This window comes from Enterococcus sp. AZ020 (assembly GCF_050499205.1).
In the GTDB taxonomy this organism is placed as follows: domain Bacteria; phylum Bacillota; class Bacilli; order Lactobacillales; family Enterococcaceae; genus Enterococcus_L; species Enterococcus_L dunnyi.
The window spans coordinates 981,877-996,411 of record NZ_JBIPAT010000001.1; the positions used below are offsets into that span (position 1 = coordinate 981,877).

Annotated in this window: 15 protein-coding genes and 2 other annotated features; of the genes, 3 read left to right on the forward strand and 12 right to left on the reverse strand. The window is 38.0% G+C overall.

Annotated elements, in window-relative coordinates; genetic code table 11:
• Positions 1 to 13 precede the first annotated feature (13 nt).
• The 5 genes from IGI58_RS04670 to IGI58_RS04690 all read right to left on the reverse strand — a co-directional run bounded on the left by IGI58_RS04670 (position 14) and on the right by IGI58_RS04690 (position 3,895).
• Positions 14 to 484: an Asp23/Gls24 family envelope stress response protein gene (locus IGI58_RS04670; protein ID WP_087640832.1), complete on the reverse strand. Its 471-nt coding sequence runs from the start codon at positions 482 to 484 to the stop codon at positions 14 to 16.
• A 31-nt stretch (positions 485 to 515) separates the two neighbouring features.
• Positions 516 to 668 (reverse strand): DUF2273 domain-containing protein, encoded by a 153-nt coding sequence (locus IGI58_RS04675; protein WP_429955366.1) that lies wholly within the window; start codon positions 666 to 668, stop codon positions 516 to 518.
• Between the two features lie 76 nt (positions 669 to 744).
• A complete protein-coding gene (gene amaP / locus IGI58_RS04680; protein WP_429954311.1) occupies positions 745 to 1,305 on the reverse strand; it encodes an alkaline shock response membrane anchor protein AmaP in 561 nt (186 codons plus the stop codon).
• A 205-nt stretch (positions 1,306 to 1,510) separates the two neighbouring features.
• Positions 1,511 to 3,151: a peptide ABC transporter substrate-binding protein gene (locus IGI58_RS04685; RefSeq protein WP_429954310.1), complete on the reverse strand. Its 1,641-nt coding sequence runs from the start codon at positions 3,149 to 3,151 to the stop codon at positions 1,511 to 1,513.
• Between the two features lie 21 nt (positions 3,152 to 3,172).
• A complete protein-coding gene (locus tag IGI58_RS04690) occupies positions 3,173 to 3,895 on the reverse strand; it encodes a gamma-glutamyl-gamma-aminobutyrate hydrolase family protein (RefSeq protein ID WP_225533520.1) in 723 nt (240 codons plus the stop codon).
• Between the two features lie 252 nt (positions 3,896 to 4,147).
• Positions 4,148 to 4,375, forward strand: a binding site (T-box leader).
• Positions 4,376 to 4,443: 68 nt separating this feature from the next.
• Positions 4,444 to 4,686 (forward strand) — a binding site (T-box leader).
• Positions 4,687 to 4,751: 65 nt separating this feature from the next.
• On the opposite strand from IGI58_RS04690, the gene IGI58_RS04695 reads away from it, so the two are divergent.
• The 3 genes from IGI58_RS04695 (at position 4,752) to IGI58_RS04705 (ending at position 7,245) form a co-directional block, all read left to right on the forward strand.
• Entirely contained in the window at positions 4,752 to 5,393 is a 642-nt protein-coding gene (locus IGI58_RS04695; protein WP_087640827.1) for an amino acid ABC transporter permease, read from the forward strand.
• A gap of 383 nt (positions 5,394 to 5,776) precedes the next feature.
• Positions 5,777 to 6,412, forward strand: a complete 636-nt coding sequence (locus tag IGI58_RS04700; protein WP_087640826.1) for an amino acid ABC transporter ATP-binding protein — start codon at positions 5,777 to 5,779, stop codon at positions 6,410 to 6,412.
• Between the two features lie 14 nt (positions 6,413 to 6,426).
• Entirely contained in the window at positions 6,427 to 7,245 is an 819-nt protein-coding gene (locus IGI58_RS04705) for an amino acid ABC transporter substrate-binding protein (protein WP_087640825.1), read from the forward strand.
• 143 nt (positions 7,246 to 7,388) lie between these two features.
• Here IGI58_RS04705 and IGI58_RS04710 read toward each other — a convergent pair whose 3' ends face one another.
• The 7 genes from IGI58_RS04710 to IGI58_RS04740 form a co-directional block, all read right to left on the reverse strand.
• The gene (locus IGI58_RS04710) at positions 7,389 to 7,694 is read right to left on the reverse strand and encodes a rhodanese-like domain-containing protein (RefSeq protein WP_429954309.1); all 306 of its coding nucleotides are present in this window, start codon (positions 7,692 to 7,694) and stop codon (positions 7,389 to 7,391) included.
• Positions 7,678 to 8,178: a GNAT family N-acetyltransferase gene (locus tag IGI58_RS04715; RefSeq protein WP_429954308.1), complete on the reverse strand. Its 501-nt coding sequence runs from the start codon at positions 8,176 to 8,178 to the stop codon at positions 7,678 to 7,680. The genes IGI58_RS04710 and IGI58_RS04715 overlap by 17 nt, the downstream gene beginning before the upstream one ends.
• Positions 8,179 to 8,418: 240 nt before the next feature.
• On the reverse strand, positions 8,419 to 9,882 hold the full coding sequence (locus IGI58_RS04720; RefSeq protein ID WP_087642117.1) for a glycoside hydrolase family 1 protein: 1,464 nt from the start codon (positions 9,880 to 9,882) through the stop codon (positions 8,419 to 8,421).
• A gap of 294 nt (positions 9,883 to 10,176) precedes the next feature.
• On the reverse strand, positions 10,177 to 10,500 hold the full coding sequence (locus tag IGI58_RS04725) for an LPXTG cell wall anchor domain-containing protein (RefSeq protein WP_429954307.1): 324 nt from the start codon (positions 10,498 to 10,500) through the stop codon (positions 10,177 to 10,179).
• A 20-nt stretch (positions 10,501 to 10,520) separates the two neighbouring features.
• On the reverse strand, positions 10,521 to 11,177 hold the full coding sequence (locus tag IGI58_RS04730; protein WP_429954306.1) for a hypothetical protein: 657 nt from the start codon (positions 11,175 to 11,177) through the stop codon (positions 10,521 to 10,523).
• A 64-nt stretch (positions 11,178 to 11,241) separates the two neighbouring features.
• A complete protein-coding gene (locus tag IGI58_RS04735) occupies positions 11,242 to 11,778 on the reverse strand; it encodes a hypothetical protein (RefSeq protein ID WP_225534777.1) in 537 nt (178 codons plus the stop codon).
• A gap of 10 nt (positions 11,779 to 11,788) precedes the next feature.
• On the reverse strand, positions 11,789 to 14,443 hold the full coding sequence (locus IGI58_RS04740) for a fibronectin type III domain-containing protein (RefSeq protein ID WP_429954305.1): 2,655 nt from the start codon (positions 14,441 to 14,443) through the stop codon (positions 11,789 to 11,791).
• Positions 14,444 to 14,535: the final 92 nt, after the last annotated feature.

The following is a 14,535-nucleotide window of genomic DNA, read 5'->3' on the forward strand; positions in this document are numbered from 1 at the left end:
TCCTCCGTTCACTTTATGCTAACGTACGTGAATTCGTTTCACTTTGATTATTTTCTTCTGCTGGTTCTTTTTTCTTGCCTTCAAATTTTTCCTTGTACTGTTCTTTCGTCATGACATCATCAACATTCATATTGAATTCGATCACATCTAAACCAGTCATGTTTTTTACTTCATCTGCTACTTTTTTAGTTGCAGTATCAAAGACTTCGGCGATATTTTTACCATATTCACCAATAACATCTAAATCGATCGCTACTTGTTTGGTTCCAACCTCAGCATTGATTCCTTTCGTCGGGTTGTTGCCGTTTGTAAATCTGTCAGTTAAGTTTGAAATGGCATTTCCGCTCAAGCCCAAAATTCCAGGAATTTCTGAAACAGCAATACCAGCGATTTTTTTCACAACCTGATCGTCGAATGTCAATTTTGTTTTGATGCCATTCTCATTGATTACTTCTGTGGTGCTTTCATTTGCTTTGTTATCCATTTTGTACTCAACCTTTCTTTATCATCTATTTTTACCTCTCAAAAAAAGCTTGGATCGTTGCTAAAATTGAGGAGATAGAGCGTTTTTCATCTTGCATCGTTCCAATCGATAAGCCGATTCCTGTAAAAAAGAATAGCACGAGCGTTTTCCAAAAACCGATCGTCATGAATAAAACAGCGATCACCAAGAAAAAACCTGTAAAAAACAATTAATTACGATAGGGTGCTAGTGCAAGCAATTTTTTCATGATCTTCTCTCCTTTAGATTACACGTGTACCTTTTTTATTGTCGACAAGTGTAGGATCATTCTTTTGCTTTTTAAAGACGATCTTTGTTTTGTTGACTTCGATGTTTGCCATTTGCTTAAAAGACAGTATCAGTTTTTCTCGAATTTGTTTACTCTTGCTCAAAAATGCTTCCTGTTCAAGATCAGATAGAATCACATCAATATTTGCCATTTCCGCTTTGGACAACTTAACTCTTACTTGGACCGTATCAGTCTTAACGATCTCTTTTACTGAAGAACGGGCGATCGCTTCCAACGTTTGCACTGGTAAATCGATTTGCCCCATCGTTTTAGGAATGTGTATGACCTTCTTAGTTACTGGTTTGAATACGATCAGTAAAAAAATCAGTCCTGTAAAAACCAATAGAACAAATAATAGTCCCTGATAAAAATACACAAGCCAATCAGACTGAAGCAATAAATTTTGGAAGAAGGTGCTCACAACGCCTAGATCGACAATCTGGGAATATAGACCAACGATTCCAAATATACCTGCTATCAATAATAGTGAGATGATTCCTTTCAGTAGCCGCATCGCTTTTCCCTCCGTCGTTGTGTTTACTTTTGCAAAAGTTTTTTCCTAATTCCTTATGTTTTATGGTAAACGCATCTTTCAACAATTACAAAAGATACGCACAAATCCTTTTTCAGCACTCTTTTCACAGGCTATAAAAAAGCGAAAATGAGTCCATGACAAAACTATTCTCTAGCTTTGTCATGGACTCATCTCAACTTTTCATTTATTCAACGTACGCTAAACGATAAGAAACAGTTCTTCCAAAAGGAAATACTTGAAGATCTTTCAATTTATCTGCTTTCAGATAACCAATCGCACCTTGATATAGCGGTAACACAGCTGCATCTTTTTCGATCAAGGTTTCTTCTAACTCTTTTAATTTATCCCAACGTTTTTCTGGTTCATTCGCTAAAGTGATTCTAGCGTCATTTAAGCCTTTATCATACTCTGGATTATCATAACCAGCTGTATTTAGTCCACTCTTCGAATCATAGAATTCTAAAAAGTTGATTGGATCTGCATAATCTGGTGTCCATGTACCAAAAACTAAATCGAAATTGCTCGCTGTTTGTAAGTCTAAACGATTTTGTAAAGGAACTGATTTCAATGTGATTTTTAGTCCTGGTAGATTTTGCTGCAGTTGTCCTTGAACATACTCGATCGTTTTCTTTGCAAGTGCGGAATCTGCGGAAAGTAATTCTAATTCGATTTGATCTTTGCCTAGTTCTTTTTTAGCAGTTTCCCAGCTTTTTTGTGCAGCTTTGACATCATAAGCTAAAAAGTCCCCATTTTCTTTACGGAAATCTTCTCCCGTTTCAGGATCTTTCGCAAAATCTTTTGGTACAAAACCATTGATAGCAGTCGATCCATCGCCTAAAATATCCTTAGCAAATGTTTCCTTATCGATCGCTTGCAAAATTGCTTTTCGGGCATTGACATTGCCCGTTACTTCTCGTTTATGGTTTGGACTTAAATAGCCGACCATCGCCTTTGGAACAAAGTTGGCTTGCGGTGAGTCTTTGTATTGTAAAGCATAAGTGTCTGCTAAAACAGTATAGTCTAAATCACCTGCGTCAAACAGATTTGTCCCTGTACCGATTTCTTTGACGACTTGAACGTTGATCGTATCAAGTTTGACATTTTCTTGATCCCAGTAATCTTTGTTTTTGGTTAATTTCCAGGTTTCTGTGTTGCCATCCCAGCCTGAAATTACGAACGGACCATTTCCGACAAAGTTATCTGCTGATGTACCATAAGCATCGCCTTTTTCTTTGACAAATTTTTCATTTTTAGGCATAAAAGGTGTTCCAACCAATACTTGAGACAAATAAGGGATCGGGTACTCTAATGTCATCTCCAAGGTCTGATCATCGACTGCTTTTACACCAAGCTCATCAACAGATGCCTGACCTTCACGGATTTTTCGACCATTTTTGAAGATATCCATCTGATTACTGCTGCTTGAACCAAAGCTTGGATCTACAACGTTTTTAAAAGCAGAGACAAAATCTCCAGCAACAACTGGATCTCCATTACTCCATTTTGTTTCTTTGAGTTTGAATGTATAAACCAACCCATCATCGCTCACTTTAGGCTCACTTGCAGCTACAGCAAGTTCTGGATCATCATTTTTATCCATTCTATAAAGCCCTTCAACTACTTGTCCGATCATATCAGAACTATACACATCTGTATAATGCGCACTATCCAAAGTAGATAGTTCGCCACCGGATGCTACTTGGATCACTTGTTCTGTATTACCTGCTTCTTTTTTTCCAGATGAGTCTGTTGCTCCATTATTCCTACCACAGGCTGTCAGCATCAAGGCAGCCAACAACACAACGACGCCTAACTTTTTCTTCATTATTCAAATCCTCCTCTATTTTTATAATTTTTTTACTACATATCGAAAAACAGCCATTTCTTGTTCTAAATGATCATAGGCAAAATCTGGATGCCACTGAACACCCAAAAAAGCAAAGCTCGGATCTTTACTTTCAACACCTTCAACAATACCATCTTCACTAAGTGCTGTAACTTTTAACGGATCAGCTATTTTTTTTACCGCTTGAAAATGAAAGGAATTGACTGTTGTTTCTTCACCATAGATTTTACGTAAAATACTGCGTTCTTTCGTTTGGATGCGATGGGTCGGTATTTGCCTTGCCACCGGTACCTGCATGTGAGCGATTTTTTTATCTGATACGTGACTGATATCTTGATACAAACTTCCACCTAACGCGACATTCATCAGCTGCAGGCCGCGGCAAACTGCAAAAATCGGCTTTTTTTGTCTAAGTGCTTCTTCGATCAAGGCTAGTTCAAATTGATCTCTTTCATCAGAAAGCCCCGCCTCTTTGAACTGAACACTCTCTCCATAAAGCTTAGGTGATACATTTTGTCCACCAGCTAGGATCAGTTTATCTATTTGACTAATATACTCTTTCGCTAGATCAGGAGCACCAACTGGTAACAAAAGCGGCAGTCCACCAGCATTTTGTACCGCTTTCACATATCCCTGAGGTGTATAGCTGATCGGCAAGTGATACAATGTCGCTCCTGCATCAGTCATTTCATTTGCCGCAATTCCTATGATCGCTCGTTTCACCCTGCCTCACCTCTCTATCATTTCCATTAATAATTGTACATAAGTGTATCAGATACATATAGGAAAGGATAGTAGGAATTACACAGGGGCGATAGTTTTTAACTATCACGATTCACTTACTTTTTGATAGAAAGTGTCTACTATAGTGTACCTCACTTTACGCTTTTCGTTAATTTTTATGCCTAGTTCACTCATTTTCAGAATTTTCTAAACAATATGTTGTTGACAATCTTGCCGGCTGGTGGTAAAGTTATAAAAACAAAGAACAGAAGAGTACCTTTATTAGTTCATTCAAGAGAGTCTTTGGCTGGTGGAAAAAGACAGGAAGATAAAGCGAACCACATCTGGGAGTTAACTTTTTGAACAACAAGTAGGAAAGTTCGGGTATGCCCGTTACAGCATTGAAGTCATTGACTTCTTGAGGTTATCGTTGTGAGACGATAATAAAAAAAGGTGGAACCACGATTTTACGTCCTTTGGCATCGATGCCAAAGGACTTTTTATTTTTTTAAGTAAACGGCCAACAAACAAGAACACAACGAATAAAATCAAAACATAGGATCAGAACAAGTACTCCTCGATCATTTCCTGACAGAGATTTCTTCATTTGCTGAAAGAAGAAACTGGAAACCGTTGACGAACACATCTGATTTGTCAGTTTCTGAATCAAGTAAGAAGCTGCGGTATTCTCCGTTATCAGAAAAGAGTTTTTAAACAGCATAAAACTCTATGAGGTCAATATTGTGAGATATTGATAAATTGAGGTGGAACCACGTATTTTCGTCCTCTTGGTACTTTTTACCAAGAGGATTTTTTTGTTTTACTTATTATATAGTCAAAAAATGGAGGAGTTATTATGGAGTATATTTTAGAAATCATGCCAGCCTTATTGGATGGCGCAGTAATGACATTGAAGGTTTTCATTTTCACTTTACTAGGGTCGATCCCTTTAGGTATCCTAGTTGCTTTTGCCTTACAAACGAACTTTAAGCCACTGCAATGGTTGATCAATATTTATATTTGGTTGATGCGGGGAACTCCTTTGCTGTTACAATTGATTTTCGTTTTTTATGGGCTTCCTTTGATCGGAATCGTTTTTGAACGATATGACGCAGCCTTATTTGCCTTTATTTTGAATTATGCTGCTTACTTTGCTGAAATATTTCGTGGAGGAATCCAGTCGATTCCAGAAGGACAATATGAAGCAGCCAAGGTCCTTCGTTTAACTAAATTTCAGACCGTTACCAAAATCATTTTGCCTCAGGTAGTTAAAGTCGTCTTACCTTCTATTGGTAATGAAGTCATCAATTTAGTCAAGGATACTTCATTGATCTACGTTCTTGGGTTAGGTGATCTACTGCGGGCCGGAAAAATCGCGATGAGCCGCGATGTCAGCTTACTGCCTTTGGTTCTAGTTGGAATCATCTATCTTTTGTTGACAGCTGTTTTAACATTAGCTTCGAAAAAATTAGAAAAACATTATCAGTATTATAAATAGAGTGGGCTGTTCTTATTATTATCAAGGCTTAGCGGTTTGTTCCGCTTTTGCTGAGAATCACAGCGAAAATAGTTGAGCTGATGATGAACAGTACAAGACTCTCAAAGAAAGTGTTGATCATTTGTATTATCCAGCTGCACAAATCAATCCTTGGGAAAATAGATAAATTGCCAGTGAGACAAAAAGCGTCTCAAAGTCAATTTCCTAATTTTCTACAGGATTAAGCGATTTGTTCCGCTTTTAATGCTATCCAGCTACATGAGTCAGTCTCTCGAGAAAAAGATAAAACCTGAATGAGGCAAAGAGCGCCTCATTCATGTTTTCCTTTTTTCTAGTCGAGACTAAGCGGACTCATTCCGCTTTTAAATCAAGGAGGAATTTCTATGCTACTTATTAAAAATTTAACGAAAAGTTTTGATGGTCGTAAGATCATCGATCAATTGAATTTAGAAATCAAAGATGGTGAGATTTTAACGATCGTCGGTCCTTCCGGCGGCGGGAAAACAACGTTGTTACGCTGTTTAGCCGGCTTGGAATCAATTGATTCTGGTGAATTGGTCATGGATGGTACAGCTTTTGATCCTGTTGCAATGGATAATGCAGATCAAGTTGTCGGCATCGTTTTTCAGGATTTCCAATTATTTCCCCATCTTTCTGTCTTAGAGAATATCACTTTGGCACCAATACTTTCATTAAAACAAACGAAAGAAGCAAGTAGCGCAGAAGCTATGGAGCTATTGACAAAATTTGGCTTAAGCGGCAAAGAAGACTTGTACCCTTATCAATTATCGGGCGGTCAAAAACAGCGCGTTGCGCTTGCCCGAGCGTTAGCAATGAAACCAAAGATATTAGGCTACGATGAACCAACAAGTGCACTTGATCCTGAGTTACGACAACAAGTAGAAGAGGTCATCTTAACGCTAAAAGAGCAAGGAATGACACAAATCGTCGTTACCCACGATATGACATTTGCTGAAAATATTGCAGATAATCTACTGAAAGTCACACCTGTTCAGTAGAAAGGAGAACTACTATGAAGAAAAAAAGACTGTTTACTATAATGACCATTGCTATACTTTTTATTCTGATGATTTCCGGCTGTGGAAGAAAAAAAACTGATGTTGATCAGTGGTCTCGCATCAATCATGAAAAACGAGTGATCGTCGGATTGGATGATTCTTTTGTTCCAATGGGATTTCAAAATAAAGCTGGAAAAATCATTGGTTTTGATGTTGATTTAGCTAGAGCTGTATTTGATCAATACGGCATTGAAGTTGATTTCCAACCGATCGACTGGTCCATGAAGGAAAACGAACTACAGAATCAAACAATCGATCTGATTTGGAATGGCTATTCTAAAAGTGCTGAACGGGAAGAAAAAGTCCTGTTCAGTGATGAATATATGAAAAATGAACAAGTCGTTGTTTCATTGAAAAAGAATCAAATCAATAGCTTTGCTGACATGGAAGGAAAAATCTTAGGTGCTCAAAATGGCTCTTCTGGTTATCATAGCTTTGAAGAACAGCCAAAAATCTTAAAAGATAAGGTCAAAGATCAAACGGCAATTTTATATGATGGCTTCAATGAAGCGTTTATGGATTTGAAATCCGGACGGATCGATGGACTTCTGATCGACCGAGTATACGCTAACTATTATCTTTCTCACGAGGATAACTTAGCAGATTATTCAATTATCAGTGGTGATTATGAAAGTGAGGCTTTTGCAGTTGGTTTGAGAAAATCAGATCAGATACTTGCTAAAAAAATCAATACCGCCTTTGAAGAGCTAAAAAAATCAGGCGAACTTGCAAAAATTTCTACAAAATGGTTTGGAGAAGACGTCACCAAATAAAAGAACGAGACAAAAGCAGCCCTTCTTATTTCTCAGAGCAGCTTTTGTCTCGCCATTTATCCGGATTCTTATTTTCAAGAAATCCTTATACAAGAACATACAAACGCTTTTCGATCTGTTCTTGTTTTACACTTCATTGCTTCTTAGACACTTGTTTCTCCATTCCAAACAGACATCCCTTCTGAAACTGAAATAACATTATATCCATAATTCTCAAGAAATGAACAAGCATGCTCTGAACGGACACCATGCTGACAAATAACATAATGTGGTTGTTCTCGATTGATTTCAGCCATTGTTTCCGGTAATGTTGACAGCGGAAAATTTTTGGCGATCGCGATATGATCTTCTGTAAATTCTTCTTCCTCACGGACATCGATAATTGATATCGGCTGATTTGTTGTAAGTTGGATCAATTCCTTTAATTCTTTATTAGATATTCTCTTCATTAGATTCCTCCTGCAGTTTTTTCATATACCAAACATCCATAACACTATGAGCAGAACCACTTAATGGTTTGTCTAATTTCTGGAATCCAAATGAACGATATAATCCATTCGCCTTATCCATTTTTATCATGGTTTCTAGATAACAGTGATCATAATATTCTTTTGCATAACTCAATGCTGTTTTCATCAATGCTTTCGCGATCCCCTGTCCTTGAGCTTCTGGTATCAAATAAAGCTTTTGAAGCTCACAAATCTTCTCATCAATGTTAAAAGGAGCGATACCACAACCGCCCAATATTTTTCCATCTTTTTCGGCTATCCAATAAGCAGCATGCGGCTGACGCGCATAATAGTGACTTAAATGGCTTAGTTCGCGATCAAAGTATGCCGTTCCCTCGATAGCTAGGTCAAAAGATTCAAGTATTTCTTTTATGATTTGTTCGATTGCTTTGTCGTCTTTTTCTAGAATTTCTCTGATGATCATGAATTTCACCTCATTAGCAGTATACCATTGTTCTTATCCACAACAAGTTATTCCTATTTTTTCTATGAATTTGATTAGAAATGCTAAAAAAAAGTGCCCAAAACAAAACTAATTTCAAGTTTTGTTTTAGACACTACTTCTTATTAATGACCTATGATCAAAAATCAGGTTCTAAGGCAATATAAAGCAACTCCTTGCCCCTAAGCAACTTATGCTTCATATCTTTTAAAGGTTTTATTCCTATTGCTCACCATTTGCAGCAATCAATTGTTTATACCAGTAAAACGACTGTTTTCTAGAACGATCTAACGTACCATTTCCCTCGTCGTCCATATCTACATAGATGAAGCCATAACGTTTTTTCATTTCACCTGTTCCTGCACTCACTAAATCAATACAGCCCCACGGTGTGTAACCGATCAAATCAACACCGTCCAATTCAATCGCATCTTTCATTGCAGCAATATGTTTACTGAAGTAATCAATACGATAATCATCTTGAATAGTCCCATCTGCTTCTATTTTATCAACAGCACCAAAGCCATTCTCAACTACAAACAAAGGTACGTTATAACGATCGTACAGCTTACATAAAGAAATGCGTAAACCTAACGGATCAACAGCCCAACCCCAATCAGATTCTTGTAAGTAAGGATTTTTAACAGCCGGCATTTGATTGCCGCCTACGTATTTCACTTCTTCTGGATTAGAAGCTGAAACAGTCGACATATAATAACTGAATCCAATATAATCAACCGTCCCCGCTTGGATGATCTCATCGTCACCCGCTTCTTTTTTGATGTCGATATTTTCCCGTTCGTATTCTTTTAACTTGTGTGCAGGATAATAGCCTTTGACTTGAACATCGATATAGAATTCCTGCTCACGATTAAATTGGATCGCTTCCATCACATCTTCTGGATTACAGCTCATTGGATAGCTCGGAATATAGGCAACCATCATCCCAATTTGAAAATCTGGATTGATCTCATGTCCCAATGTCACTGCTTTAGCGCTTGCTACAAATAAATGATGTGCCGCTTGATACTTGGCTTGTTTATCATTTTTATGGATACCGATTTGTGTCCAGCTGCGTAAAAAGTTGATCTCGTTGAATGTCATCCAGTATTTTACTTTATTTTTATAGCGCTTAAATAGTGTTTCACAGAAGAACAAGAAATAATCGATCACTTTACGACTTGACCAGCCATCCAGCTCATCAGCTAAATACATCGGAATATCGAAATGATTGATCGTTACAACTGGTTCGATCCCATATTTTAAGAGTTCATCAAATACCTTGTCATAAAAAGCAAGTCCTTCTTCATTAACTTCCATCGTACCTTTTGGACAAATTCTTGACCAAGCGATCGACAATCGGAAACACTTGAAGCCCATTTCAGCAAATAATGCGATATCTTCTTTATAATGATGGTAAAAATCAGTTGCCACATGACTTGGGTAATACTGCTCCGGATCTACATAACCGATCGCACCTTCTGGTAACGCTTGCTCTCTCGTACAAGTTTCGACCTTTCCTTCTTTGGTTTTATAAGTGATCATTCTTGGTTTTGTATGACTGCCCCCTGTGATCGCATCCAATGTACTTAGCTCTTTACCACCGGATAAGTAACCACCTTCATATTGATTTGCTGCTGTTGCGCCGCCCCATAAAAAATTTTTTGGAAATCCTGATTTACTCATTCGCCATTTCTCCTTACTTTTTTTCTTGTTTTGCTCTCTTTAGCCTAGCTGCAGTTTCTTTCATCCATCAAAAAATAAAAACCACAACATAGAAAAAATGACAACGTAAGTGTCTTCTTTGCTATATCGTGGTTATGCCCGAAAAATTCAGTTACATTCCATTGATTACATCAATCATAACATTACTGGAAAACGCTGTCAATCCTTGCTTCTTTCATCCATCTTCATTCAAAAAAGAGAAAAACCAGAAGAAACATTTCAGTTGATTCTTCTGGTTTTTCTCTATGCATTTAGTTAATCATGTTTTCTATGTGCTTCCCTTACCGATAGCAACAGGTAAATCGTTAATAGGAGAAAACCTACTGTTGCTAAGTTACTTGCCTTGTTACCTGTGTTGGGAAATTTTTTTAACGCTATGTGTGTTTGTTTTGGTTGTGCAAGCTCTTGTTGCACTTCTGGCTCTTTCGATGACTGTTCTATCTCTGTTTGCCTCTCACTGCCAACCGTTCCGCGAATTTGGATATCCGCTTCAGATGCTTGTGTCGGCAATGGAAAATTAAAGCTGCAGCCTATCAAAAGAATACATGTGACGATCGAAAGACTAAATTGTTTCATCATTCATCACGACCTTTAATTCCTTATGGTGTCACACCAAGTGTTGTCCCATCTTTTTGAATCGATGTGAATTTCAATGTCAATGTGTAATTTTCAGCCGTAGCCGTTTGATCCACATCCGCTGGTAAGTTATCTACCGTTGTACCTGTGTAATAGAATTTTGCTGAATTTGCGTATGCAGAAGCAGCATCCGTGTCGATATTCAGACGACCATCTTTGTTTGCCAATATCATCCAAACAGGTGAACTTGATAGATCAACAAGTGCTTTACTTGCAACTAAATTAGTAGCAGTAGGCGTATTAACTAACCCTGTACTCTTTGCATTGATCGTCAGTGTGTCTACATACGTTGGTGTTCCTGCAATTGTGTTCAGAGTCACAGCTACGCCGCGCCCAGAATTATTTACAATACTGTAATCCGCTGATTCGATGTTTTTATGCGCGCTAGCTGTTGTTGTGTGGAAAGCAGTTGCTGTGTCAACAGTGACGTTGATCCATTCATCAGAACCTTCTGGAATGTTTGTATCTGGATCTGTATTATCTAATTTACCGATCGTTCCGTTGATGATCACATCAGCTGAATTTTCTCCATCGATCATTTGTGCTAATGCTGTGTGTGTCAGACCAGTTACACTTAAACTTAGCATCGCTGCTGCTACTAATAAATTGGTTTTCTTCATATTGGTTTCTCCTTCTATGTGTGTGATAATTTATTTTTAACAGAATCCTCTGTTAAACTCGTGATTAATTGTTGATTTGGAGTGTGATTCCTGCTTGAACTTGTCCGCGCTTTTGCTTGGTTTTTGCATCGTAGATATCAAACGTCGCAGTTGCGGGATGGTCCCCTTTAGCTAATGTTTTATCAAGCTTTGCACTGGTTATTTCATAGCCAGGCTGAATAGCTCCTGATGAGTAAACTTGTTCACCGGTTTCATCTAAACGGATGACGACATTGATCGGATAGCCATTTTCAACTGGATTTTGAATGTAAAGACTACCTTCACTTTCCCCTGTTTCAAAGACTGCGACTGATTTGATGACCATGTTGAATTTACTTTCATCCACAGCTTTTTGTTCCGCTGCCTTGAGTTCTGCATCGGTCATTTTTTTTGCCCCTTTGCTATCAGGCAAATAATCTCCTGAAACGACTTGAACAGGTTCGGTTTTATTTGAAAAATAGTAATAGAGACCACCTGCTGTTGCCGCTAAAAGCAGCAGCAATAATAATAGCAGGATTCGTTTGTTCTTTTTCTTTTCATTCTTCTGGTTTTGTTGTTCCATAGATATCCTCTTATTCTTCATTTTTTTCGACTTTGAATGTCAATTTATATTGCGGAAATGACGCGGCACTATCAGGATTAAAATATTTTCCTTCTAACCTTAAGCTTTGGTGTTCATTAGGATTTAGTTCACCGATCGTTTGCGGCTGGCTCGCAAGTTGACTTGTTAAAAAATGGGTCGAAATCTGATTAGCTTCAACCAAAAGCTTCAATGCCAATTCTTCAGTTCCCTCAGTTCCTGAGAAATCACTTAAAAGCTGAAGCTGACTAGCGTCGGCATTTTCCTTCGTCAAATTAGTTAACGTGATTTTTGTCGGTGTGTTGCCTTTATTGACAACTGCATAATTCGGCGAAGTGATTTGCCCTTGTTGAGCTGTCCCAAGATCTTTGTTCCTCGTTTGAAAATTCATTTCGATCGGCACTTCCACATTGATGATCTCTGCTATGGTAGTAAATTGGGTCAACGGATCCAACGCCAAGATCACTTCTTCTCCAGAAAGACCAATAACACGTACTCGTACATAATAGGTCACTTCTGCTTTTAATCCTTTAAGTTTAGTTCTAAACAACTGATTTTTGTCTCCAGATAAATCGGCCAGTTGAACGTTCGTATCCTCTGCTGCAAATTCCTTATCAATACTATATTCTACTTGTACTTGTTGATAATTTCCGCCATAATACGCAGCTTGCCCGCCAACACCTGATTCTTCTCCTGAAGAGTAATCTGTCCAGTAGCCTGTATCACTTGACAGCACTCCTTCTATAACCGCTGATGTGGTTGTAACATTTGCTTCAAGGCTTTCCAATTGCGGCTTTGTAGTAACTAACACTGACTCTGAAAATTGACTTTGTCCTGCTTGATTGATCACAACCATTTGAGCCCAATAATTTGTATTCGGATTTAGCATTGTCGCTGTCACTTGATAAGCAGACTCAAGCATCGTATTTTGCTGATCATCAAAAGAGTCTAATGATAAAATATGCTTCGCTTTATCCGGTTGATTTAAATCTTCTATAGAGGTAAATAAATAAAATTTGACCTTAGACGCTGGGCTCCCATTGTTAAATGATGTCCCTTTTAGCGTAACGGATGTCGCCGTTTCATTCGCTGTTGTAAGCTTTAATTGGTCAGCCACATCGACAAATGCGCTAAAAACGATTTTTTGTGCGCCTTTTAACGCCGCAATTTCTTGAGTATCAAAAGGGTCCGGTGAGCTAGCTAGATTCGTAAAATTAGCTCCTTGCACACTCAAATCAGAGGCTTGTTTCAATATCTCGTGCGTCGGTGAAGTAGCTGTATTTGTTGTAAAAGTCTCAACCTTTTGTAAATAGTCACTAGTAAAACCTAAGTTCTTTACACCACTAGCTCCGTTTAGTCCAAGCGTTCCTGCACTAGTGCTGGAAAAAGCAACTTTCTTTGAGTGATCCATTGTCACAGCGAATGAGCTAGATGAACCTGTTGTAAAAATAGCCCCGCTGGCTACATCGATCGAGACTTCTGCATCTTTGCCGATTGCCATACCTCCTTTTGAAGTATTTAGGTTGATCGGCAGCGGTAAAATGAAATTGACCTTGGCATTTTCCTGAAATGAAAAATTGACTGGCTGTGTTTGTGATGAATAAAAAAATTGATTTCTTGTTCCGCCTGTTGCCAAAGTCACCTTATCCAGATTAAAAACAGCATTTTTCTCAACAATATAGCTTGGAGCAAGCGTCCCATAAGTCATATTGCTGTTTGTCTTAATATCCAGCTTGGCATTTTCTCTTACGACAATTTGCGAGGTATTCGCATGAGGATTTCCTGAAGCAGTTCCTGTCGACCAAATAAACGCACTTGTCTGATTCGATGAATGTTCAATAGTTGTTTGTCCATTCTCGATTTCTACATAATTGATCTCTGCCCATTCTTGGGAGTATGTACTCGTTCCTTTTTGATCGATCGTATTATTCCCTCTCATGATGACCGAACCGTTAGGGTTATAGATCATCTGTCCATTATTTGAATAGTAGGAAATAGAGTCATAGATAAGTGTGACATTTGTAGCAGAGCCAGTAACGATCCCATAATAACCAACCGCTCCTGAGCCATCAGGATTACCAAACTGCGTATTTCGAATCTCAATTACAGCATCTGCCTGATTAGTATAAAAGCCTTGAGCAGCTGTACCTGCTTTATTATAGGTGATCGTATACCCTGCTCCATCAATAATCGTTCCTGATTTCAATTGAAAAGCCGAAGTTCCCAAATTTAGATCATTCGTTAGACGAAATTTTAATTTTTGACTATCCTTCAAATACTCTGTTAGCGTTGTAGCTGAATCTACTAGCCAAAAACCATCTTTTGCCTGCACAGCAGCCCGAGAAATCTTTGTCTGATCCAATTCAACATCATCTGATGGAAATTCTTCTAAATTTTTGTCGTTTATTTCTTTATTTTCTACTTTATCTACAGGTAAATTTTCACTACTTTCTTCTGAATGCTCATCCAAATCAGGTTCAGCTGATTCAGAAGATAGTTCTGTCTGTTCCGAAGATTCAGCAGTTTCTTCCGTAATTATTTCTTCCTTATCTTGTATTGGTTCTGCCTCTAAAGCGTAGGACCAATCGCTTGGGAAAATCAGCAGAATCAAAAAATAAATCAAAACATGCGATACATTCTTTTTCACGATTGCCTCCTTTACTCTTGTAAAAAAACAAAACTATAACGAATCTACTATAACTATCATTGTATTGTAATTTCTAATTAATATCAATTTAA